This window comes from Stenotrophomonas sp. SrG, assembly GCF_050031795.1.
In the GTDB taxonomy this organism is placed as follows: Bacteria; Pseudomonadota; Gammaproteobacteria; order Xanthomonadales; family Xanthomonadaceae; genus Stenotrophomonas; species Stenotrophomonas rhizophila_A.
The window spans coordinates 83,710-101,368 of the sequence record NZ_JBNBBE010000013.1 but is presented as its reverse complement, the minus strand read 5'-3'; the positions used below and the strand labels follow the sequence as shown (position 1 = coordinate 101,368).

General features: G+C 64.7%; 36 protein-coding genes. 27 read left to right on the top strand and 9 right to left on the bottom strand.

Annotation, left to right across the window (positions count from 1 at the left end):
* Position 1 precedes the first annotated feature (1 nt).
* The 6 genes from ACQG3P_RS13645 to ACQG3P_RS13620 form a co-directional block, all read right to left on the bottom strand.
* Positions 2-544 carry a hypothetical protein gene (locus ACQG3P_RS13645; RefSeq protein ID WP_426805364.1) on the bottom strand — a complete coding sequence of 181 codons (543 nt, stop codon included), beginning with the start codon at positions 542-544 and terminating at the stop codon, positions 2-4.
* Complete coding sequence (gene dnaB / locus ACQG3P_RS13640) at positions 541-2,010, bottom strand: replicative DNA helicase (protein WP_426805363.1); 1,470 nt, start codon at positions 2,008-2,010, stop codon at positions 541-543. Before dnaB ends, ACQG3P_RS13645 begins: the two co-directional genes overlap by 4 nt.
* Entirely contained in the window at positions 2,007-2,852 is an 846-nt protein-coding gene (locus ACQG3P_RS13635; RefSeq protein WP_426805362.1) for a hypothetical protein, read from the bottom strand. Before ACQG3P_RS13635 ends, dnaB begins: the two co-directional genes overlap by 4 nt.
* Positions 2,852-3,028 (bottom strand): hypothetical protein, encoded by a 177-nt coding sequence (locus ACQG3P_RS13630; protein WP_426805361.1) that lies wholly within the window; start codon positions 3,026-3,028, stop codon positions 2,852-2,854. Before ACQG3P_RS13630 ends, ACQG3P_RS13635 begins: the two co-directional genes overlap by 1 nt.
* An 89-nt stretch (positions 3,029-3,117) precedes the next feature.
* Complete coding sequence (locus tag ACQG3P_RS13625) at positions 3,118-3,567, bottom strand: phage regulatory CII family protein (RefSeq protein WP_426805360.1); 450 nt, start codon at positions 3,565-3,567, stop codon at positions 3,118-3,120.
* 147 nt (positions 3,568-3,714) lie between these two features.
* Positions 3,715-3,942 carry a hypothetical protein gene (locus ACQG3P_RS13620; protein ID WP_426805359.1) on the bottom strand — a complete coding sequence of 76 codons (228 nt, stop codon included), beginning with the start codon at positions 3,940-3,942 and terminating at the stop codon, positions 3,715-3,717.
* Between the two features lie 100 nt (positions 3,943-4,042).
* Here ACQG3P_RS13620 and ACQG3P_RS13615 point away from each other — a divergent pair, with 100 nt between their 5' ends.
* The 18 genes from ACQG3P_RS13615 (at position 4,043) to ACQG3P_RS13530 (ending at position 11,967) form a co-directional block, all read left to right on the top strand.
* Positions 4,043-4,498 (top strand): helix-turn-helix domain-containing protein, encoded by a 456-nt coding sequence (locus tag ACQG3P_RS13615; RefSeq protein WP_426805358.1) that lies wholly within the window; start codon positions 4,043-4,045, stop codon positions 4,496-4,498.
* Between the two features lie 3 nt (positions 4,499-4,501).
* Complete coding sequence (locus ACQG3P_RS13610; RefSeq protein ID WP_426805357.1) at positions 4,502-4,870, top strand: hypothetical protein; 369 nt, start codon at positions 4,502-4,504, stop codon at positions 4,868-4,870.
* 9 nt (positions 4,871-4,879) lie between these two features.
* Positions 4,880-5,098, top strand: a complete 219-nt coding sequence (locus ACQG3P_RS13605) for a hypothetical protein (protein WP_426805356.1) — start codon at positions 4,880-4,882, stop codon at positions 5,096-5,098.
* The gene (locus ACQG3P_RS13600; RefSeq protein ID WP_426805355.1) at positions 5,095-5,568 is read left to right on the top strand and encodes a hypothetical protein; all 474 of its coding nucleotides are present in this window, start codon (positions 5,095-5,097) and stop codon (positions 5,566-5,568) included. Before ACQG3P_RS13605 ends, ACQG3P_RS13600 begins: the two co-directional genes overlap by 4 nt.
* A gap of 144 nt (positions 5,569-5,712) precedes the next feature.
* The gene (locus tag ACQG3P_RS13595) at positions 5,713-6,135 is read left to right on the top strand and encodes a hypothetical protein (RefSeq protein WP_426805354.1); all 423 of its coding nucleotides are present in this window, start codon (positions 5,713-5,715) and stop codon (positions 6,133-6,135) included.
* Positions 6,132-6,383, top strand: a complete 252-nt coding sequence (locus ACQG3P_RS13590) for a hypothetical protein (protein WP_426805353.1) — start codon at positions 6,132-6,134, stop codon at positions 6,381-6,383. Before ACQG3P_RS13595 ends, ACQG3P_RS13590 begins: the two co-directional genes overlap by 4 nt.
* Positions 6,380-6,592 carry a hypothetical protein gene (locus ACQG3P_RS13585; RefSeq protein WP_426805352.1) on the top strand — a complete coding sequence of 71 codons (213 nt, stop codon included), beginning with the start codon at positions 6,380-6,382 and terminating at the stop codon, positions 6,590-6,592. The genes ACQG3P_RS13590 and ACQG3P_RS13585 overlap by 4 nt, the downstream gene beginning before the upstream one ends.
* Positions 6,589-6,798 carry a hypothetical protein gene (locus tag ACQG3P_RS13580; protein ID WP_426805351.1) on the top strand — a complete coding sequence of 70 codons (210 nt, stop codon included), beginning with the start codon at positions 6,589-6,591 and terminating at the stop codon, positions 6,796-6,798. The genes ACQG3P_RS13585 and ACQG3P_RS13580 overlap by 4 nt, the downstream gene beginning before the upstream one ends.
* Positions 6,795-6,923, top strand: coding sequence for a hypothetical protein (locus tag ACQG3P_RS13575; protein WP_426805350.1), 129 nt, complete (start codon positions 6,795-6,797; stop codon positions 6,921-6,923). Before ACQG3P_RS13580 ends, ACQG3P_RS13575 begins: the two co-directional genes overlap by 4 nt.
* On the top strand, positions 6,920-7,168 hold the full coding sequence (locus ACQG3P_RS13570) for a hypothetical protein (RefSeq protein WP_426805349.1): 249 nt from the start codon (positions 6,920-6,922) through the stop codon (positions 7,166-7,168). Before ACQG3P_RS13575 ends, ACQG3P_RS13570 begins: the two co-directional genes overlap by 4 nt.
* A 38-nt stretch (positions 7,169-7,206) precedes the next feature.
* Entirely contained in the window at positions 7,207-7,731 is a 525-nt protein-coding gene (locus ACQG3P_RS13565; RefSeq protein WP_426805348.1) for a hypothetical protein, read from the top strand.
* Positions 7,732-7,746: 15 nt separating this feature from the next.
* On the top strand, positions 7,747-8,010 hold the full coding sequence (locus ACQG3P_RS13560) for a hypothetical protein (RefSeq protein WP_426805347.1): 264 nt from the start codon (positions 7,747-7,749) through the stop codon (positions 8,008-8,010).
* Positions 8,011-8,092: 82 nt separating this feature from the next.
* On the top strand, positions 8,093-8,383 hold the full coding sequence (locus tag ACQG3P_RS13555) for a KTSC domain-containing protein (RefSeq protein WP_426805346.1): 291 nt from the start codon (positions 8,093-8,095) through the stop codon (positions 8,381-8,383).
* A 315-nt stretch (positions 8,384-8,698) separates the two neighbouring features.
* Positions 8,699-9,526, top strand: a complete 828-nt coding sequence (locus ACQG3P_RS13550; protein ID WP_426805345.1) for a recombinase RecT — start codon at positions 8,699-8,701, stop codon at positions 9,524-9,526.
* Between the two features lie 2 nt (positions 9,527-9,528).
* The gene (locus ACQG3P_RS13545; protein ID WP_426805344.1) at positions 9,529-11,271 is read left to right on the top strand and encodes a YqaJ viral recombinase family protein; all 1,743 of its coding nucleotides are present in this window, start codon (positions 9,529-9,531) and stop codon (positions 11,269-11,271) included.
* Positions 11,271-11,501 carry a hypothetical protein gene (locus ACQG3P_RS13540; RefSeq protein ID WP_426805343.1) on the top strand — a complete coding sequence of 77 codons (231 nt, stop codon included), beginning with the start codon at positions 11,271-11,273 and terminating at the stop codon, positions 11,499-11,501. The genes ACQG3P_RS13545 and ACQG3P_RS13540 overlap by 1 nt, the downstream gene beginning before the upstream one ends.
* Positions 11,498-11,713, top strand: coding sequence for a hypothetical protein (locus ACQG3P_RS13535; RefSeq protein ID WP_426805342.1), 216 nt, complete (start codon positions 11,498-11,500; stop codon positions 11,711-11,713). Before ACQG3P_RS13540 ends, ACQG3P_RS13535 begins: the two co-directional genes overlap by 4 nt.
* Positions 11,710-11,967, top strand: coding sequence for a hypothetical protein (locus ACQG3P_RS13530; RefSeq protein WP_426805341.1), 258 nt, complete (start codon positions 11,710-11,712; stop codon positions 11,965-11,967). The genes ACQG3P_RS13535 and ACQG3P_RS13530 overlap by 4 nt, the downstream gene beginning before the upstream one ends.
* 14 nt (positions 11,968-11,981) lie before the next feature.
* Here the strand turns inward: ACQG3P_RS13530 and ACQG3P_RS13525 are convergent, their stop codons facing one another.
* Positions 11,982-12,704, bottom strand: coding sequence for a hypothetical protein (locus ACQG3P_RS13525; RefSeq protein ID WP_426805340.1), 723 nt, complete (start codon positions 12,702-12,704; stop codon positions 11,982-11,984).
* Positions 12,705-12,733: 29 nt separating this feature from the next.
* On the opposite strand from ACQG3P_RS13525, the gene ACQG3P_RS13520 reads away from it, so the two are divergent.
* The 7 genes from ACQG3P_RS13520 to ACQG3P_RS13490 are packed head-to-tail and all read left to right on the top strand — an operon-like array spanning position 12,734 to position 15,278.
* Positions 12,734-12,871 carry a hypothetical protein gene (locus ACQG3P_RS13520; protein ID WP_426805339.1) on the top strand — a complete coding sequence of 46 codons (138 nt, stop codon included), beginning with the start codon at positions 12,734-12,736 and terminating at the stop codon, positions 12,869-12,871.
* A complete protein-coding gene (locus ACQG3P_RS13515) occupies positions 12,871-13,182 on the top strand; it encodes a hypothetical protein (RefSeq protein ID WP_426805338.1) in 312 nt (103 codons plus the stop codon). Before ACQG3P_RS13520 ends, ACQG3P_RS13515 begins: the two co-directional genes overlap by 1 nt.
* A complete protein-coding gene (locus ACQG3P_RS13510) occupies positions 13,182-13,883 on the top strand; it encodes an HNH endonuclease signature motif containing protein (protein WP_426805337.1) in 702 nt (233 codons plus the stop codon). The genes ACQG3P_RS13515 and ACQG3P_RS13510 overlap by 1 nt, the downstream gene beginning before the upstream one ends.
* Complete coding sequence (locus ACQG3P_RS13505; protein ID WP_426805336.1) at positions 13,864-14,118, top strand: hypothetical protein; 255 nt, start codon at positions 13,864-13,866, stop codon at positions 14,116-14,118. Before ACQG3P_RS13510 ends, ACQG3P_RS13505 begins: the two co-directional genes overlap by 20 nt.
* Entirely contained in the window at positions 14,118-14,357 is a 240-nt protein-coding gene (locus ACQG3P_RS13500; protein ID WP_426805335.1) for a hypothetical protein, read from the top strand. The genes ACQG3P_RS13505 and ACQG3P_RS13500 overlap by 1 nt, the downstream gene beginning before the upstream one ends.
* Positions 14,354-15,103 (top strand): 5' nucleotidase, NT5C type, encoded by a 750-nt coding sequence (locus ACQG3P_RS13495; protein WP_426805334.1) that lies wholly within the window; start codon positions 14,354-14,356, stop codon positions 15,101-15,103. The genes ACQG3P_RS13500 and ACQG3P_RS13495 overlap by 4 nt, the downstream gene beginning before the upstream one ends.
* Positions 15,104-15,122: 19 nt before the next feature.
* Complete coding sequence (locus ACQG3P_RS13490) at positions 15,123-15,278, top strand: hypothetical protein (protein ID WP_426805333.1); 156 nt, start codon at positions 15,123-15,125, stop codon at positions 15,276-15,278.
* 14 nt (positions 15,279-15,292) lie between these two features.
* Here ACQG3P_RS13490 and ACQG3P_RS13485 read toward each other — a convergent pair whose 3' ends face one another.
* On the bottom strand, positions 15,293-15,880 hold the full coding sequence (locus ACQG3P_RS13485) for a hypothetical protein (RefSeq protein ID WP_426805332.1): 588 nt from the start codon (positions 15,878-15,880) through the stop codon (positions 15,293-15,295).
* Between the two features lie 49 nt (positions 15,881-15,929).
* Between ACQG3P_RS13485 and ACQG3P_RS13480 the strand changes: the two genes are divergently transcribed.
* On the top strand, positions 15,930-16,193 hold the full coding sequence (locus tag ACQG3P_RS13480) for a hypothetical protein (RefSeq protein ID WP_426805331.1): 264 nt from the start codon (positions 15,930-15,932) through the stop codon (positions 16,191-16,193).
* On the top strand, positions 16,190-16,429 hold the full coding sequence (locus ACQG3P_RS13475; protein WP_426805330.1) for a helix-turn-helix transcriptional regulator: 240 nt from the start codon (positions 16,190-16,192) through the stop codon (positions 16,427-16,429). The genes ACQG3P_RS13480 and ACQG3P_RS13475 overlap by 4 nt, the downstream gene beginning before the upstream one ends.
* Before the next feature lie 182 nt (positions 16,430-16,611).
* On the opposite strand, the gene ACQG3P_RS13470 is transcribed toward ACQG3P_RS13475, so the two are convergent.
* On the bottom strand, positions 16,612-17,640 hold the full coding sequence (locus ACQG3P_RS13470) for an alpha/beta fold hydrolase (protein ID WP_426805329.1): 1,029 nt from the start codon (positions 17,638-17,640) through the stop codon (positions 16,612-16,614).
* Positions 17,641-17,659: the final 19 nt, after the last annotated feature.

Here is a 17,659-nt window from a genome sequence, read left to right as displayed (position 1 = left end):
TTCACGCCGCTCTCCTGTTGTGCCCGGCCATCTGCCAGAACTCCGCGCGCACGTCGTCCAGCAGGACATGCGCGTAGCGGTTGCCGATGTGCTGGGTGATGCCGTCGAACAGCACCTGGAACCGGTCCTGCTGCATTTCGTCGAACGACAGGCTCTCGGCCTGCTTGACCATCAGTCGGCCGACGCCGGGTACGTTGATCTCGATCTCCTCGCAGCAGACGCCGGACTCGCGCTGCAGACGCTTCACTGCGTCGTGAGCGTCCAGCTGCTCCCACCCCTCGACGTTGTCCACGACCAGGTGCCCGATCTTGTGGATCAGCCGGTGCTGCCAGCCCTCCCGAGGCTGCTTCAGCTCCGCGCGAACCTCGCGGCCGGTGTAGTACTTGCGCTCGCGGAGCAGGCGCGCATCGACGTCGTGCGCCGGCACCAGCGCGCCGACCAGCTCGCCGGTGTCGGGGTCCACCAGCTTCTTTACCGTCAGGTAGATCGGCCGCCGGGCGTGCTTAGCCCGGATCTTCTTCGCTGCAGCGGTCATCGCGGTCATGCGGCACCTGCTTGAGGTAGGTGAGCGGCCAGGCCGGAGCGCTTCTTCCGCGGCGCTGCCCCAGGGCTATCCTCATTGGCCGTCGTCTGCTTCGGCTGCCACCATTCCGGCAGCGTAGAGAACCGGAAGTACTCCGGCTGGTACTGAACCCTGGCCATGCCGGGCGCGCCGTCGCGCTGGATCGCGACAATCAGTTCCGCAGTGCCCTCCCACCGGCTGTCCTTGTGGTAGATCTCATCGCGGTAGATGAAGATCACGGCATCGGCGTCCTGCTCGATCGAACCCGAGTCACGCAGGTCAGCAACGATGGGCCGCTTGTCGCCAGGGCGTTTCTCCACGTCGCGGTTGAGCTGGCTCAGCAGCAGCACGGCGATATCCAGCTCGCTGGCCAGCAGCTTCAGCGCGCGCGTGATGTCACCGATGCCGGAGGCGCGGTTGTCGCCGGACACGTGCATGAGCTGCAGATAGTCGATGACGACCAGAGCCAGCTTCGGATCCTGCGCCTTCACGCGGCGTACCTGTGCGCAGACATGATGGACCTTGGCAATTCGCGGGCGGCTGATGCGGATGGATGCCTCGCCGATCTTGCGCGTCCAGTCGGTGACGTTCTGCCAGTCGATCTCGTCCAGGTTGCCGCTGCGCAGCTTGTTGCCACTGATGCCGGCCTGGTTGCACAGCATCCGCTTGCCGAGCTCCTCGGGCTTCATTTCGAAGCTGAAGAAGGCAACCGAGCGGTCCAGACGCAGGGCCACGTATTCCGAGATGTTCTGCGCCAGCGTGGTCTTCCCCATCTTCGGGCGCGCGGCCAGAACGTAAAGTCGGCCAGGCTGCAGGCCATCCAGAATCACATCGAGGTCCCACATGCCCACGGGCAGGCCGGTGATCCCGTTCGGCGTCGTGGAAGCCCGGCTGATCTGGTCGAAAACACGCGCCATCACCGGTGCCGCCGGCTCCAGATCGCAGGGCTCGTTGTCTAGCAAGCCACCGATCCGGCTCTGTGCTTGGCCCACCAGGTCCAGCGCGCTGCGCCCTTCCGGGCTGTACGCAGCGTCGATCAGGTCGTGCCCAGCATCGATGAGCGCACGCAGCTTCGCCTTTTCGGCCACGATCTCCGCGTAAGCAACGATGTTGGCTGCCGACGGCGTGGTGGAGCTCAGCTCGATCAGGTAGGCACCATCGCGCACCTGGTCCAGCTTGCCGCGCGACTCAAACCATTCGCCAATGGTCACCGCATCGAACTCGATCGGGCGAATGGCCTCCATCGCCTGCCAGATGAGCCGGTGGTCATGCCGGTAGAAGCTGTCCGCACTCAGCAGATCAGCAACGTCATCCCAGGCGTGGTGGCGCAGCATCAGGCCGCCCAGCACTGCCTGCTCAGCGTCGACGCTGTGCGGCGGCAGGCGCAGGGCCTGCTGGTCTCCGTACAGGCCGGCCAGGCGATCCGTTTCGTCCCGAAGCCCGCTCACGCTGCATCCTCCGACGCCGCCCGGTCAGCCAGCTTGGCAATGACCGTCTCGCGCAGCAGGTATTCGAAGTCTGGCCGCCAGTTTCCGTGCGGCGCAGTGTAGGGGCCATTTCCGTTGTGAAAGTCGTCGCCGGCAGCCGTCTCGAAGTAGGCCTCCCAGAACTGCGGCGTCACCTTCTCGCTGCCGAACATCGCTTGGCACAGCTGGCGCACCGTCGGCAGTGCTTTTTCCACCGTCTTGATCCGCGACTTGTTCAGCAGGGTGCAGGCGGGCAGCTGGCCGTGTGGCTTGGCCAGGATGGCGTTGTAGGCAGTACGGGCGTCCTCGGCGATCTGGCGGATCCGGTCTGCTCGCTTAGCCTTGAGGTCGGCAGGTGCCGTGGGGTCACCCGTCAGCGCCAGCTGCGGGGACGACTCCGAGCGAAGCGAGGAATGCTCTTTCCCTTCCTCTCCATTCCCCTCCTCTCCATTCCCTTCCGGGGGTGAGGACTCGTCGAGCGCTCGACGATGATCATTCGAGAACGAAGGATGTTTGAAGGTCGGACGGTCAATTTTCTGGTGCTTCTTCCAACCTGTGACGTGCAAATAGTCCTTGCCACCGTTGGTATAGAAGGCGATTAGGGAATTCGACGACAACTCGTCGAGCATTCGCTGCACGTCTGTCGAGGCGATATCGTCACCTGGGAATATTTCGGCCTTGACCGTCTTGGCGCTGGCCACATGGTTGCCGCCGTCATCGCAGAAGTTCCACAGGCCGATGAAGAGCAATCTAGCCATCGGCGAGCACTCCATGACCTGCTCGCTGGACCAGAACTCGGGTTTGATGGAGCGGATACGCGCCATTACAGCTCTCCCAGGAGGTCTACCGCGCGGCCGGCACGACGAGCCTCCGCCTTCGCCTGCTCGTCCGCACAGCGGCATTGGTGCGCCACGCGCTCGGCATCGGTCATGGGCTCGCTGCGGGCGAGGACGTCCAAGCAGCACTGCAGCTGCCGCAGGGTTTCGGGTCTTGCTTTCATGGGGTGTCCCCCTCGTTGGGCGGACACCCATGCTGTAGCACGGGCGCGCCGATTGCGTGCCGTAACCGCGCCCAGAACGCGGGCAGTTGTCATACCCCGCCCCGCTCCGCTGCGGCGTCGGCGTGCTGGCCAACCTGCGCGATCGCGGCTTGGACCTGTGCGCAGACGCGACCAATCTCGTCGGCCTCATTCGGGGTGACCTTGCCGTCGGCCAATGCCTCGGCGATGACCTGCGACAGATCGCCATGGCCGGCAGCTGCGGTGAGCAGTGCGCCGATCATGGAACCACTGTCCGGGGCGTCGACCCGCTGCAGCACGAAGCCGTGTGCTGCCGCCAGGGCGTGCAGGATTCGGTAGTCGCCGGCCTTTCCCATCAGCTCGTCGGCCTCCTGCAGGCTCAGCAGGTTGCGGTCTGTGTTCGGGTTGACCTTGGCGCGAAGCGTGGCAGCAGACATGCCCTTGCTCATGCGGGGCGCGAGAGATTCGCTGCCGCCGGGGTATTCATGGACGGTGTCGTAGGCGGCATCGGTGACATTCATGGGCGGACTTCTCGATTGGAGACGCCTGGGCGTCGGCGGCGCACGATGGGCGCCATGGAAACGATCAACTCAAGGAAGGGGTGCCCCACCCAGCCGGCCCGCGGTCACCACACGCACGGGCCGGCTGGGAAGGGGCGTAGCAGTGGCTCACGCGGCCACGTCCACCTGCCCGGCCTCGTCAGCCGGCACGGGCTCGAACACGTCCTTGCGCGTGAGCCTGATCAGGGGAGGAATGCCCCGGGTCTTCCAGTTGTGGACCCGCTGGACCCCACCCGGCATTTCGAAGCCGAGCGCTCGAGCCACAACGGCCGGTCCACCCAGCTGTTCGATCAGCTGGGCGTCGGGATGCACTTCGATCAGGGTTTTGGCGTTCATGACGGCATTACACGCCATGTTTAATCCACAGTCAACACCACGTGTAACAACGCCGTGTTTAGTGGCGGGACAATGGCGCATGGCCTCTATGCACCCCTCCATGAAGCGTCTCTACGACGCTGCTCAGCGCCTTGATCCCCAGATCCGGGGTCAGTCCGACCTGGCCCGCGCCCTTGGCCAGTCGCCACAGACCGTGAAGAACTGGGAGTCGCGGGCGACGGGGGTCAGCGCGGGTGGTGCCTCGAAAGCCCAGCAGGCATTGGGCATCAGCTCCACATGGATCCTTGAAGGATCGCTGCCGATGTTCGTCGGCGGCGAGCGTCCGAGTCAGTCTCAGCCTGCGGGACTGCAGCGAACGATCATCGCCACCACGGTGAGGTTGATCGACTATGTGAACGACATGGTCCTTGATCCCATCCCCGACGAAGATCGCGAAAGGCTGATCGACGTCGCCACGGCGGAGGTCATGGAGCGCTGGGCGCAGGGGATCGAAGGAGACAAGGACCTGGCTGCAGCTGGACGCAACGTCATCGCCAAGTTCCGATCAGGAGGATGAACGATGTCGGTAAGCGAGCGTGAGATGAAGGATATGGCGGCAGCCGTTGCCTCGGCTTTGGGGGCACGGACAGGGAAGAGGCCGAGAAGGTTGACCGTCGTCACGCCCGACAGCGCCGAGCCAGCAGGTCTGAACGCGCTACAGCGCGACGTGCTCTACGCAAGGATCAGAGATCTCGGCCGAATGTACTGGCTGATGTGGCTGGTCAGGCAGGAGACCACCCACGTGCACGGCATCGTCGAATGCCTGACCGACGCCGAGCTCGATGCCTTACTGGTCAAGATGGAACGCGGACGAGAATGCCGGGTCGAGGGCATTGCTTTCGACGACGCAGGGCTCGTTAGGGGCAGCCTCGATGTCGGCATTGAATAGGAGAGCAGAATGACGTCAGGAAGCGGCGCACTGGTAATTGTCTGGATTGCACTGGGCCTGCTTTGGCTTCTGGTGCCCTTTGCGATATTCGCCATCAAGAGGCTACTGCAGCAGATCCTGGCTGAGCAGAAGCGAACGAACGCCATTCTGGCGGGCAAGGATCACGCCGGAACGCCGGCGCACCCGGCGATCCCGGAGTTCCAGGCCAAGAAGGGGATTTTCGGATGACACCCTTGCTGCTTGCACGGGCCGCGAAGCTACCCGTCGCCGCGATCGCAGCCCTTGCCATCTCCGGATGCTTCATGCCGACGAAACAGCCGGACGCCGAGGCGGTGCACCCAGCCCCGGCCGAGCGCGTGTTTGTTCTGCCGGACCAGGGCAGTGAAACTGGAACCGTCGTAGTGACCAGAGACATCGGCGCGGTCGGAAGCAAGTGCGCTTTCGGTGTGATGGTCGACGAGAAGATGGCGGCCCATCTCAACACGGCAGAAAGCGTGTCCTTTGCCCTGCGGCCAGGGCGGCATCTGCTTACGGTGACGGGTATCGACGGGCCCGGCCTTTGCTCGTTTAACAACACCAAGTCCACCCTCGCCCGCCGTCGCTCCACTGAGGTCTTCGTGGAAACTGGAGTGACCCGTAAATACCGGCTGACCTTCCCCTCCGTTGAGTCGCCGCCGGTCATAGAACCAACCTTCTGATCTACCAACCCCGGTGCGGCTTTGGCCTCCCGGGGATTTTTTTGCCCAAATTGTAAACATGGTGTTGACTTGCGGATTAAACGGGGTGTTTAATGCGGCAACGCCCAAGCAACCTCACTCCGAGGAAGGGCGACGGAGACCGTCATGGACCAGCCCGCTGCCAACTCCAACCCCTCGGCCCACCCCGCTGAGGAGATCCGCTTCCAGCGTCACCTCGCATCCATCCTCGCCGCCCAGCTGCTGAGCCACGGGCTGACCATGCCGGGCTGCGAAGTCGCATACCTCGGTGCGCACTGGGCCACCGACGGCGACTGCGAGCTGGCCTGGGAAGCTGCCCGCCGGCACCAGTTGCAGATGCTGGGCGATGCGATCGACATCGTCCCGACCGGACGGGATGCCCGTAGCGACCGCTCTGGTATGACCACCGTGGCGCTGCAACAGCGCCGCGAAGCGCGCCAGGCCGAGATCGACCGCGTCCGCGCCCTGATCAACCCCTTCGCGGCGCAGCAGCCGCATGCCGATAGCGAGCTGCTTCTGGACAACGCCGACCTGGAGCGCGCGGCATGACCGCCTTCGCCTTGGCTGTGATCGATGCCCAGATTGCGGACTGCCGCGCCTCTGGCGACACCGGCAACGTTGAAAACCTGGTCGAAGCACGCGCCGCCATCGCCGGTCTCGTCGAGGCCGACGCCGCGTATCACGACCTTATGGGGCGCATGCGTCAGTACCCCTCCACCATGCTGGACTCCGCCCTCAGAAAGGCAGAGCGGCGCGCCGCATCCGCCCTCGCGCGCGTCCAGGGAGGTGCCGCGTGAGCGACCGTCTGCCTCGCTTCAGCCTGCTCAGCGGCCTGATGGGCTTTGGCCGTTGCCCCGCTCCGGAGCCGATGACCAACGCCGGCCGTTACCTGCAGCAGCTCGACGTGGGCGACAGCCGCTTTGCTCGCACCGAAGAAAACGTCAGCGAAGAGCTGCTGGCCGGCCTGCGTCGCATCCAGATCACGACCTCCAAGGAGCCGTCATGAGCACCAACGTCCGCCACATCGGCGAGTTCCGCGCTGTCCGGGACGCGATCGCCAGCACCGGATTGAACCCTGCCCCGCTGTTCCGCCGCTTGAACGCTGAGCAGCGCGAGGGCAATCGGGGGCTCTCCGTCCTCAACAACGCGCTGCGCCTGCGCCGGCAGTTCAAGGACGAGTTCACCGGCCCGTCCGGACCGGAGGCCGCATGAGCTTCGAAGAAGCCATCGAAAAGGAGAACCGGTCCATGTCCCGCGAGTTCATGGTGTACGGCGGGGTGGTCGGCCTGGTGTTGGGCATCGTCGGCACGCTGGCGGTGCAGGGAGTTTTCCAGTGAGCCGGCCCGTTGCTCCGATCCTGGCCCCGCTGGCCATGTGGGCGCTGTTCTGCGGCTTCGCCGCCGCCGGCTGCGTGCTGGCCGTGATGCACGACAGCCTCTTCGCGTTGCTGGTGATGCGCGGCGTGCTGGCTGCGTCGGTCTACCAGACCGTTCTGGAATGGCAGCGCGCAGAGAAGGCGCTGGCCAGCCGCCGAATTGCCGCCGCCGAAACGATCCCCGCCGTTCCCCAAGACCTGCAGTAACCACTGCCGGCGCGGCCGGCCCAACCTACGAGGTTCCCATGTTCCATCTGGACAAAAACCCCGCCGTGATCGGAAACGTCAACGTGCGCATCGAGCGGCACGGTGACGAGCGCTCCCTTGCGGTCGACGTCACCTTCGTCACCAGCACCGGCAACACGGTCCTGGATCACTTCGACAAGGAGCTGCGCAAGGCGCTGTTCCGGAAGCCCAAGGCGGGCGAGCAGCAGTCGCTGCCGACCATCGGCGAGCACCTGACCGAGATCAAGATCCCGAGCCTGGAGCCGCTCAAGGTCGGCCATGAATTCAAAGGCTACGAGCTCCAGATCGACGGCGAGTTGGATGGCACTCAGCCGATCTTCCTGGTCGACGTGAAGCTCAAGAAGTTCGTCATCGCCCCGAAGGAAGGCGGCAGCGTTGAGCTGTCCTTCAAGGCGTCGGCAAATGTCGACCCGGACGAAGTGGCAGAGCTGACCGAAGCGCTCATCCGTGAATCCGTCGTTCTGACGCTGCAGCCCGGCAAGGCCAACGAAGAATCGCAGCAGCAGGGAGACCTAGCCGCCTGACCAAGGAGAAAGAACGTGCTGAAAGCCTATGCCGTAGACGACAGCGATCTCTACGCCGCTTCTTCCCCCGAAGAGGCGATCCGGGTCTACCGCGATCACTGCGGGGAGGAGGTGGATATCGCTGTCGGCTATCCGGTTGAACTCTCCGATGAAGACCTGGACAAGCCCATCCCCGCCTTCGACGAGAACGAAGTGGCCACCGGCGAAATGACCTCGATCCGCCAGTTCTTGATCGAACACGGAGACGAACCCGGCTTCTTGGCCGGCAGCGGCTACTGATCCCCCTGCCCTGCGCGCTCCCCTGTAGCGCAGCGCTGACAGCCCGGAAAGACGGGCACCTCTTTCCGCCCAGGAGCACAACATGTCCAGCACCACGCCGGCCCCGCGCCGCATCCAGCTGATCGACGTCGATTCCTCGCAGATCCACAGCATCGGCCACGACCCCGACACCAACACCTTGGCCATCTGCTTCAAGCGCGGCAGTGGTGTCGCCCGTGGCCCGGGGTCGATCTACCACTACGAGAACTTCAGCGCGGCCGAGTTCGAGGCGTTTAAGAACGCCGACTCCATCGGCAAGCACTTCGGCGGCTACATCAAGCCGTTCCCGCTGAAGTACCCCTACCGCAACGTCACCGAGCAAAAGGCCGCCTGACCGCATTCCTGGCGGGTTGTCGGTTCCTGCAGCGGAATCAAATGCGGAGTGAACCGTCAGTGCTGGCATGCCCTCACAGCATGCCCCCAGCGAAAGCTCTTGGGTCAACGAGTGGTGCGGATGCAACGCCGCTGGCAGCCGGGGAAGACCGCCGCCTGGAAGCCCTGGCAACACAGTTGGGCGTGAAAGCACAGCAGGGAATCGACACCGGCATGCAGGTGCCGAGGCAGTACGGCGGTGAGAGCCCCGCGCCGGAGACGTAACCGGCACCCCTATTCCACCAACGCCGGTCACGCCGGCCGGAGATCCAAATCCATGAATGCCCAAGTGCAACAACAGGTCGCGGTGGCACCCCAGCCGCGCCAGCAATTCGACCTCAGCCCGCAGACGTTCGAACAGGCCCTGACCTTCGCCGATTACCTGGCCGACAGCGACCTGGTGCCGAAGGACTTCAAGGGCAAGCCGGCCAATTGCCTAATTGCGATGCAGTGGGGCGCCGAGCTGGGACTGAAGCCCCTGCAAGCGCTGCAGAACCTGGCGATCATCAACGGCCGGCCCGCGCTTTGGGGCGATGCCGTGATTGCGCTGGTGCGTAGCTCACCGCTGTGTGAGTACATCTCCGAAGCGGATGACGGCCATACCGCGGTCTGCCGGGTGAAGCGCCGCGGCGAAGCCGAGGAGGTCCGCACCTTCAGCATGGACGAGGCCAAGGTGGCCGGCCTGCTCGGCAAGGCTGGGCCGTGGACGCAGTACCCGAAGCGCATGCGCCAGATGCGCGCACGTGCCTTTGCGCTACGCGACGTGTTCGCGGACGTGCTGCGCGGCATGCCCATCGCGGAAGAGATCATGGATATCCCGGGCTCCGGAGATCCGGACCGCGGGGTGATCGAAGGCACGGTTAAAGCGGCCGAGAAGGCGCTCCCGCTGTACTCGGAAGCCGATTTCAGCGCGAACCTGCCGAAGTGGTGGGACATCATCGCCAGTCGCAAGAAGTCCGCCGAGGACCTCATCGCGACTCTTCAGACCAAGGCCCGCTTCACGGCCGAGCAGCTGAAAGAAATACGCAATCCGCCGAAGGACGTGGAGGAAGGTGAGCCCCAAGGCGATGGCGGCGGCACCGCCCAGACTGCGGTGGAGGGCTGATCATGCGCACCATCAACCTCATCCAGGGCACGCCCGAATGGCATGCTCACCGCGCCCAGCACTTGAACGCCAGCGACGCGCCGGCAATGCTCGGTGCTTCCACCAACCAGACCCGTGCAGACCTGATCCGAGAACTGGCGGCCGGCGTGCCGCGCGAGTTCAGCGACTTTGTGCAGGAACGGGTGATTGATCCGGGCCATGAGTTTGAAGCGCAGGCCCGTGTAGTCGCTGAAGGCCTCATTGGCGAGGATCTGTACCCGATCACCGGCTCGCAGGGAAAGTACTCGGCCAGCTTCGACGGCCTGACGTTGCTGGAGGACACCGCCTGGGAGCACAAACGGCTGAACCAGACGCTGCGCGATGCCATGTTCGACGGTTGCACCGGTACTGACCTGCCGCTGATGTATCAGGTCCAGATGGAGCACCAGGCGATGGTCTCCCAGTGTGAGCGAGTGTTCTTCATGGCGTCCGAATGGGCGCGTGAGGGCGACGGCTGGCGACTGGTAGAAGAGCGCCACTGCTGGTACACGCCGAACCCGGAACTCCGCGCGCGTATCGTTACCGGCTGGGCCCAGCTGGAAGCCGACGTGGCCGACTACGAGCCGGCGGTGGCCGCAGCGCCGGCCGCCGCCGGCCGCGCTCCAGACCAGATGCCGGCGCTCAGGATCGAGGTGACCGGCATGGTTACCGCCTCCAACCTCGCCGACTGGAAGGATCAGGCCATCGCGGTGTTCCAAGGCATCAGCCAGGACCTGGTCACCGATCAGGACTTCGCCGATGCCGAGAAGACCGTGAAGTGGTGCAGCGATATCGAAGGCCAGCTGGCCGGCGCCAAGCAGCATGCACTGAGCCAGACGGAGAGCATCGACCTGCTGTTCCGCACGATCGACGACATCAGCAAGCAGGCCCGTGAAACGCGTCTGGCGCTGGACAAGCTGGTCACGAAGCGGAAGGAAGAGCGTCGCACCGAGATCGGCAACAACGCCCGCCGCGCGGTGCAGGATCACGTCCGCGCCATCAACGAGACACTGGGCGAACACGGCGTGCCGATGCCGATCACGCTGATCGCCGACCTGCAGGCGGCCATGAAGGGCAAGCGCTCCTTCGCCAGCATGCAGGACGCGGTCGACGCGGTGGCCACGAACGCCAAGATCACCGCCAGCCAGACCGCCGACCGGATCCGCGCCAACATGGCGATCCTGGGCGAGCGGCCCGAGTACTCCACCCTGTTCGCCGACCGCGTGCAGCTGTGCGCCAGCAAGGCGCCGGAAGACCTGCGCAACCTGGTGGCGGCGCGGATCAGCAACCACGAAAAGGCCGAGGAGAAGCGCCGGGCAGACGAGCGGGAGAAGATCCGCCAGGAGGAAGCCGACCGCATCCAGCGCGAGCAGGACGCCGCCAAAGCCGCCGAGGCTGCCGCTGCAGCTTCGCTTTCGCCCGTGGTGGTGGAACACCAGGTGCCTGCGCAGGTCGCGCGTCCTGCCCCGGTGCTTGTGCGCTCGCCGCAGGCAGCCCCGGCCACCGCGGCCCCGCGCGAGGTGGTCAAGATGAAGCTGGGTGACATCAATGCACACATCGCGCCTCTGACGATCTCCGCCGACGGCCTGGCCAAGCTCGGCTTCAACGCCCTGCCCGAGAAGGGCTCCGCCAAGCTGTACGACCAGGCGCAGTTCATCGACATCTGCAATGCCCTGTCGGCTGCCGCGTTGCGAGCCGGCAACGCCTGGGTCCAGAGGGCTGCCTGATGGAACGCCGGACCTGCACCGGGTGCCACCGCTGCCTGCCGCTGGATTCGTTCCCGCGCGCCGGCAAGCGGGGGCATGAGTCGACCTGCGCCATGTGCACCAACGACACGCGCCGGTTGCGCACGCCGCTGCCGGCGATCAAGTCGGACCCGGTGCAGGTCCGGATCAACAACACCTTCAACCTGTGGCACGGGCCGGTGAGCCGCGCGCCGCTGAGGATCGCAGCATGACCGACATCCATGCCCGCCCCTTCTACGACAGCCCCACGCGGCGCCAGAAGGAAACCGAACAGCAGAAGCTGGAGGCCGACATTGCGGCCTTCCAGAAAGCCGGCGGCCGCGTCCAGGTGCTGGGCGACACGCCGCTGAAGAAGGCGAAGAGCCGTCGTCAGGTGATCGAGGGGCGACTGCCCTCGCCCAGCCGGAAGGAGCAGGCTGCATGAGCCGGCCTATCTCCCGCCGCGCGCCGAAGCGCAACGGCGGCTTCTCCTGGGGCCGGTACCCGATGGGCGACACCGGCGTGATCGCCTACCGGCTGTTCCGCCGCGACCTGACCGGAGCAGTGCACTTCGAGGGGCTGGACTTCTACCCGAAGGACAACCGCCGCGATGTGGCGATCGCACTGCGCGCCGCGTGCCACCGACTCCGCGATCGCGTGGACGAGCTGGACCTCCGGTCCCTGGGGGTGGAGGCGTGAGACGTTACCACGGGTCAGCTCGCTTGAAGAACGTCGTCTATCTCGCTGTACCTGTCGGCCTCGATACCGACGAACACCTGCAGTTCCCGGGCAAACCTCACGCTTCGAGCAAGCACCGCTTTGAATTGTTGACGAAATTGGATCATTTCAATCTGATTTCCGGCGTAGCCGACCGATCCATCTTTTCCATCGACTCGAACTTTGGTGTGCAAACGGCCGGCTATATCGTTCAAAGCGATGCAAGCCGCTATCAAACTCGCAAGCTCGGCGCCGAGATCGTCAGGGAGATTGTGAATTCGATCTTCGGCCGACCGAGCCATGGGGGTCAGTGGAAGTTTGGCCTCAACCAGAATCTGGACAAAAGCTTGAGGATCAGCGAGCCCGATAGATCCATCTTCCATGGTTATCGCCTGGGTCCAACCTCTTGTCAGGGCAGCGAGAATTGTCGGAAGGGTCGACACCTCCAGCAGCAGAAGCCTTCCCAGGATTTTGGCGTTCGCCTTTCGAAGGGCTTCACCAGCTTCGTGCTGCATCTTTGCGATTCCCTTTGCCTCCTCGGCAATCTGAGTGGCCCGCATGCTCGTTCTGTTAGCCAGGACCGCCACGAGGATTGTGCCGATGGCCGCCGCTACCCCGACCACTGTCGCGGCCACCGCTGCGAACGCAGCGATGAAGATCGACAGCCATTCCCGAATGTCGTCCCAATCGGCAGAAATCATCCACTGCTGAAAGTCCATGTCCCCTCCCTGTAGGAGCCGATTCTGCCATGAACTGCATCCACCCCAACGACCGCGCCTACGCCCTCGAACGCGCCTTGGCCGCCGCCACCGCTCAGGGCGAGGACCGCAAGGTTCTAGAAGACCTCCGCGAGATACTGGCCGAAGCGCGGCGGGACGCCCGCTGATGAGTGCCCTGGTGCTGGCGCCGGCCACCGGCCCGACCCCTGGCCGTATGAAGCAGCCGACCAAGGCGGCCCTGCGCCACTGGCTGGTGCTGGCCGCCGAGCGGACCGAGCAGCTGCAGGCGGAGCTCACCGAGCTGCGCGCCAACGGCGCTACCACCAGCACCGAGCGCGAGCAGCTGCTGACCGAGTTGGTCGAAGCGGCAGCCCGCCTAGGGCACCACGAAACGCTGCGCAGCACCAGCGACGAAACCATCGAATTATGCCGCGCGAGGGTTCAAACGCTGCGCGCCGCCCTGATCGGAGGGCGCTGATGAACGGCCGAACTTGGACTGCTGACGAGGACGAGACCTTGCGGATCAACTGGCCGCGCTTCCCCGCGTTCCTGATCGCTCACGTGCTGAAACGGGGCCGCGCGTCTGTCTACCGCCGTGCCAGCCAGCTTGGCCTCAAGAAGGCCGATGACTTCGAAACGCAGCCGCTGGCCAGGCTGTGGAACGGCACCGAGGATCCGGCCTCCATCGCGGCGCGCTTCAAGCCCGGGCAGGTGCCGCCGAACAAGGGCCTTCGGCGTCCTGGCTGGTCATCCGGGCGCATGGCGACCACGCAATTCAAGAAGGGCCGTCTCGCGAGCGAATCCCGCAACTACGTCCCGATCGGCACGGAAAAGATCGACCGGAAGCGGAATGTGCTGATGAGAAAGATCACAGACGACCCATCCATATTCCCGGCCCAACGCTGGCGCCCGGTACACGTGATGGTCTGGGAGGAAGCCAAGGGACAGGTACCGGCAGGCCACATCGTGATCTTCCGGCCGGGCATGAAGACCTTCACCGCAGCCGACATCACTGCCGACCGGCTGGAAGTAGTGACTCTCGCCGAGAACATGCGCCGCAACACGCTGCACAACCGCTATCCCGCCGAAGTGAAAGAACTCATCTACCTCAAGGCGCGCATTACTCGCCGGATCAACAAACGCACGAAGGAGCAGCAGCATGAAGAACAAGGTCAGTGACGTCCGCGACCACCTGGTGGCCATGCTGGAGCGCCTCGGCGACGACAACCTCAGCGCCGACGAAATGAACCAGGTAATCGAGCGCGCCAAGACCACGACGATGGTGGCCACAACCTACATCGGTGCGGTGAAGGTCGAGCTGGACGCGATCCGGTTGATGGACGAGACAGGCAAGCTGGCCACCGCTGTCGGCGCACCGCAGCAGGCGCCGGCGCTGACTCAGGGGCGCCCGTGATGGCCACCCACCCAGCGCGTCCCCGATGCCACCACCGCCGCCGCGCAGGCCTGGCCCGGGCTCGGCTCTTCGCCCACGTGGTCGAAGGGAAGCTGCTCACCAGCCGCGAGATCGCCGAAGCCATCGGCACCAGCATCGAAACCGCATCCACCTGGGCCAAGCGCGGCCCATTTCCCCTCACCTGGGCGTCGCTGCAGTCCGCACGCGCGCCCCAGCAACCGAAGGAGCAACAGCCATGAGCAATGCGCAGCAACCCGAGAAGAGCGCCATTCATGCACCGCACCTCAACTGGAGCGGGGTCCACGGCGTAGCCCAGCTTTCCACGCCGGCGCTCATCTTCGGCCCCGGCAAGGAGATCTTCCGGATTCAGCCGGACGGCAGCGTGCTGCTGGCCGAAGGCGCCCAGCTCGACGACGCCGCGCGTGCCTTCTGGGCGGCGGTGGATCATTTCCGCCCTATGACGCTGGCGACCGTCAAGCCCGGTGGCCAGGTGCAGGTGAGGCCGGCGCGCACGCTCTACATCGACCTGGACGGCGTAATGGCCGACTTCGACGGCGCGTTTCCAGCTGTGTTCGGGCTCGACCACCGCTCGTTGGCCGACGAGGAAATGTGGGGGCACATCAATAGCCACGCATCCTTCTTCCGCGACCTGCCGCCAATGACTGGCGCGATCAACTTCTTCCGGTCCGTGGAGCACCTGCAGCCGGTCATCCTCACCGCGTGTCCGAAGTCGAACTACGCGCATGTGGCTTCGCAGAAGCGTGCATGGGTCCGGCAGCACCTCTCACAGACGTGCCTGGTCCTGCCCGTACTGGGCGGCAGGCACAAGCCGCTCTTCATGCACCAGCCGGGCGACATCCTGATCGACGACTGGGGCAAGAACTGCGCAGCCTGGACCGAAGCCGGCGGCGTCGCCATCAAGCACGAAGGCGACTGGGACGGGACACGTGCTGCCCTGGTAGCTACGGGGGTGATCTATGTCTGAGTTGTCCAGGACAGTCGCCGTGCCGCTTGAAGCGCTTGAGCGGATCCGCGACCAGCTGCACGTCATGGCCACCACAGTGGTGCCGAACTTCTGCGACATGGCCGCCGGGCTGCAGGGCCAGGTGCAGGAGCTGCTCGATGGATATCGCCTCGAGCAGCCGGAGACTATGCCGTGAGTCTTGCCCGCGCACTACTCCTCGCCGACGAAATCAATCCCGGCGAACTTCTTCATCGCCAAGAGCACGTTGGTGGCGGCGACCTCGATGTTGTGCAAGACGTGCTGAAAATCGTCAATTCTGTGAAATTGATGGTTCTCGTAGAGCGGTATAGCGGCTCCGGCATCAAGGTAGTCGTTAGCAGTGTCGAGGTTCGTCTGAAGGTTCGAAATGGCCATGGAGATCATCTCCAATCCTTCGGAGAGAATAACGAACGGCACCTGACCCTTCACTCGCAGCAGGCCCGCGACATCTGCGGAGTCATACTTCGCTCGTCTAAGAACTTCGGGGAGCGCCGGGATGATGTTCTCCTGTATCGAGCGCGCTTGGCCGCGAATGTCTCTAACCTTCGGGATCACCCGGTTGATCTCAATAAAGGAGATCTGTCGTTCCCGCTTTGCCCGTCGCTCGTTGTCTGCCTTGTAGTTCCGCGCGGGCACGTATACCGCGAGAAAGGTGGCGATGGCCGCCGCCCACCCGCCTACCGCGGACAAGGCCGTCCAGTCGAGACGGCAACTAGATGCGGCGGAGATGCAAGGAACCATCACTTCGGCGGCGATCATCGGACCATCTCCATATGGGTGCGGCGGCATTGTGCCATGGGGGCAGCCCATGGCTGACGGTCTGCAGCTCAGCTTCGCCGACACCGTCGAGCGCACTGCCCACGACCTGGCCGGCATGTCGGGCGTGGACCTGGCCCAGGAAGGCCCTGCCACCGTCCGCCTCTGGGAGGCCCGGGGCCTGGCCCTCCACCACCTCGCCGCCGGCGACATGGACGAAGCACTGAAGGTCATGGAAGCCGCCCGGGACAGTTGCCCGCGCACCCGCAAGCAGAACCCCAATCAGCCGCGCACCGCGGCGAAGGAGACCCCATGAATACCACCCCCACACCGCGCCGCGTACCCAACCTGCTGCGCCTCAAGGAGGTCACCGCCCGGACGGGCCTGGCCAAGAACACCATCTACGACCGGATCCGCCGGAAGGAGTTTCCTGCGCAAATCGACCTCGGCGGCAACTGTGTCGCCTGGTCGGAGGACGAAATCGACGCCTGGATTGAGGCCAAATTGGCTGCCCGGGACGGGAGTTCGGAGGACCTGCCGAAAGCAGCTTGAGAGCGGGGGCATATGTGGGGGCATCTGCACCAACGGCCCCGTCGCCCCCATTGTGTCGCAAGGGTTTCCGAAGTTTCAGCGGTTCCCCTTGGCTCCACCACATTCCCGCCGCCGTCCTCTTGATGGCTGCCAAACGAAAAAGCCACCCATCGGGTGGCTTTTTCGTTTGCGTGGCTCTGCCGTCAAGGTGTCTCAGCGGGGCCGTCTCCTGCCCGCTCGGCAATCGGGCGTACCTGCTGTACGAGGGTGAGCAGGGTCTTGCCCGGTTCTTCGATCATCACTTCGTGCGCGGACTGCTCGAACCAGACCAGCTGCTTGGCCGGCGCCTTTACGCCCTGGAGCCACTCCGCCGCGAGCTCGGACGAGACGTTGTGGTCGTGCCGGCCTTCGAACAGGAACACCGGAACCTTCAGTTCCCGAACCGTGGTCATATCCAGGGTCAGCACCTCGCTGAGCAGGTGCTGCATCGAGAAGTCGTTGCCCTTCCACACCTCGGCCACGTCATGGTCGGTGTACTCCGGCGAAAGCCTGATCGCGGCCGCCTCGGCATCGCCGCCCCTGCGGTTGTGCACCATGCCGCCGTAGTGGTTGAGCCACTTCCGCTGCTTGAACAGCTTCTCAAGCGGCACGGGTTGGTTTCCCTGTGCGTAGGGCGCCAATGCTTCCAGCTCGGCCACCGCTTCGGCGTTGCCATCGGTCCGCGCCTGCTGCAGGGTCCACGCAAAACCACGGCGCTCGCTTTCCGGCGCATTGGAGATCTGCCCGATGCCGATGTAGGCATGCAGCCACTCGGGCCGGCGCTGGGCCAGCTCCAGACCCAGGTAGCTTCCCCACGATTGGCCCAGCACGAAGATCCGCTCCTTGCCGAACTCGCTGCGCAGCCAGGCCACCATTTCCTCGCTGTCGGCGATCATCCGTTCGCGGGTCATGGTCGGAGCGACCACCGCAGGGTCATTGGCCGCGTAGGTCTTGCCTGCACCGCGCTGGTCCCACTGCACGACAGTGAAGTACTCCTCCCAACCACGCTGGAAATACCAGCTGGTGGGCATGGCCACCCAACCGGGCCCGCCGTGCAGCATCAGCAGCACCGGGTTGCGGCGGTCGTTGCCGCGGATGGAGACCCACTGGTCGATGCCGCCGACGCGGACCTTCTGCAGCCGCTCGATGCCGTCGTCGGCCACGACCTTGCGCAGGTCGGCAATGACCTTCACTGCCTCGGCTCGGTTGTGG

Coding starts and splice junctions, on each gene's coding strand:
- ACQG3P_RS13610 (WP_426805357.1), top strand. CDS start 4,502: ATGTCGGTAAGCGAGCGTGAGATGAAGGATATGGCGGCAGCCGTTGCC.
- ACQG3P_RS13605 (WP_426805356.1), top strand. CDS start 4,880: ATGACGTCAGGAAGCGGCGCACTGGTAATTGTCTGGATTGCACTGGGC.
- ACQG3P_RS13530 (WP_426805341.1), top strand. CDS start 11,710: ATGAGCCGGCCTATCTCCCGCCGCGCGCCGAAGCGCAACGGCGGCTTC.
- ACQG3P_RS13635 (WP_426805362.1), bottom strand. CDS start 2,852: ATGGCGCGTATCCGCTCCATCAAACCCGAGTTCTGGTCCAGCGAGCAG.
- ACQG3P_RS13520 (WP_426805339.1), top strand. CDS start 12,734: ATGAACTGCATCCACCCCAACGACCGCGCCTACGCCCTCGAACGCGCC.
- ACQG3P_RS13645 (WP_426805364.1), bottom strand. CDS start 544: ATGACCGCGATGACCGCTGCAGCGAAGAAGATCCGGGCTAAGCACGCC.
- ACQG3P_RS13545 (WP_426805344.1), top strand. CDS start 9,529: ATGCGCACCATCAACCTCATCCAGGGCACGCCCGAATGGCATGCTCAC.
- ACQG3P_RS13580 (WP_426805351.1), top strand. CDS start 6,589: ATGAGCACCAACGTCCGCCACATCGGCGAGTTCCGCGCTGTCCGGGAC.
- ACQG3P_RS13630 (WP_426805361.1), bottom strand. CDS start 3,028: ATGAAAGCAAGACCCGAAACCCTGCGGCAGCTGCAGTGCTGCTTGGAC.
- ACQG3P_RS13540 (WP_426805343.1), top strand. CDS start 11,271: ATGGAACGCCGGACCTGCACCGGGTGCCACCGCTGCCTGCCGCTGGAT.
- ACQG3P_RS13600 (WP_426805355.1), top strand. CDS start 5,095: ATGACACCCTTGCTGCTTGCACGGGCCGCGAAGCTACCCGTCGCCGCG.
- ACQG3P_RS13555 (WP_426805346.1), top strand. CDS start 8,093: ATGTCCAGCACCACGCCGGCCCCGCGCCGCATCCAGCTGATCGACGTC.
- ACQG3P_RS13615 (WP_426805358.1), top strand. CDS start 4,043: ATGAAGCGTCTCTACGACGCTGCTCAGCGCCTTGATCCCCAGATCCGG.
- ACQG3P_RS13475 (WP_426805330.1), top strand. CDS start 16,190: ATGAATACCACCCCCACACCGCGCCGCGTACCCAACCTGCTGCGCCTC.
- ACQG3P_RS13495 (WP_426805334.1), top strand. CDS start 14,354: ATGAGCAATGCGCAGCAACCCGAGAAGAGCGCCATTCATGCACCGCAC.
- ACQG3P_RS13480 (WP_426805331.1), top strand. CDS start 15,930: ATGGCTGACGGTCTGCAGCTCAGCTTCGCCGACACCGTCGAGCGCACT.
- ACQG3P_RS13550 (WP_426805345.1), top strand. CDS start 8,699: ATGAATGCCCAAGTGCAACAACAGGTCGCGGTGGCACCCCAGCCGCGC.
- ACQG3P_RS13535 (WP_426805342.1), top strand. CDS start 11,498: ATGACCGACATCCATGCCCGCCCCTTCTACGACAGCCCCACGCGGCGC.
- ACQG3P_RS13525 (WP_426805340.1), bottom strand. CDS start 12,704: ATGGACTTTCAGCAGTGGATGATTTCTGCCGATTGGGACGACATTCGG.
- ACQG3P_RS13500 (WP_426805335.1), top strand. CDS start 14,118: ATGGCCACCCACCCAGCGCGTCCCCGATGCCACCACCGCCGCCGCGCA.
- ACQG3P_RS13510 (WP_426805337.1), top strand. CDS start 13,182: ATGAACGGCCGAACTTGGACTGCTGACGAGGACGAGACCTTGCGGATC.
- ACQG3P_RS13565 (WP_426805348.1), top strand. CDS start 7,207: ATGTTCCATCTGGACAAAAACCCCGCCGTGATCGGAAACGTCAACGTG.
- ACQG3P_RS13625 (WP_426805360.1), bottom strand. CDS start 3,567: ATGAATGTCACCGATGCCGCCTACGACACCGTCCATGAATACCCCGGC.
- ACQG3P_RS13515 (WP_426805338.1), top strand. CDS start 12,871: ATGAGTGCCCTGGTGCTGGCGCCGGCCACCGGCCCGACCCCTGGCCGT.
- ACQG3P_RS13590 (WP_426805353.1), top strand. CDS start 6,132: ATGACCGCCTTCGCCTTGGCTGTGATCGATGCCCAGATTGCGGACTGC.
- ACQG3P_RS13505 (WP_426805336.1), top strand. CDS start 13,864: ATGAAGAACAAGGTCAGTGACGTCCGCGACCACCTGGTGGCCATGCTG.
- ACQG3P_RS13595 (WP_426805354.1), top strand. CDS start 5,713: ATGGACCAGCCCGCTGCCAACTCCAACCCCTCGGCCCACCCCGCTGAG.
- ACQG3P_RS13575 (WP_426805350.1), top strand. CDS start 6,795: ATGAGCTTCGAAGAAGCCATCGAAAAGGAGAACCGGTCCATGTCCCGC.
- ACQG3P_RS13620 (WP_426805359.1), bottom strand. CDS start 3,942: ATGAACGCCAAAACCCTGATCGAAGTGCATCCCGACGCCCAGCTGATC.
- ACQG3P_RS13485 (WP_426805332.1), bottom strand. CDS start 15,880: ATGATCGCCGCCGAAGTGATGGTTCCTTGCATCTCCGCCGCATCTAGT.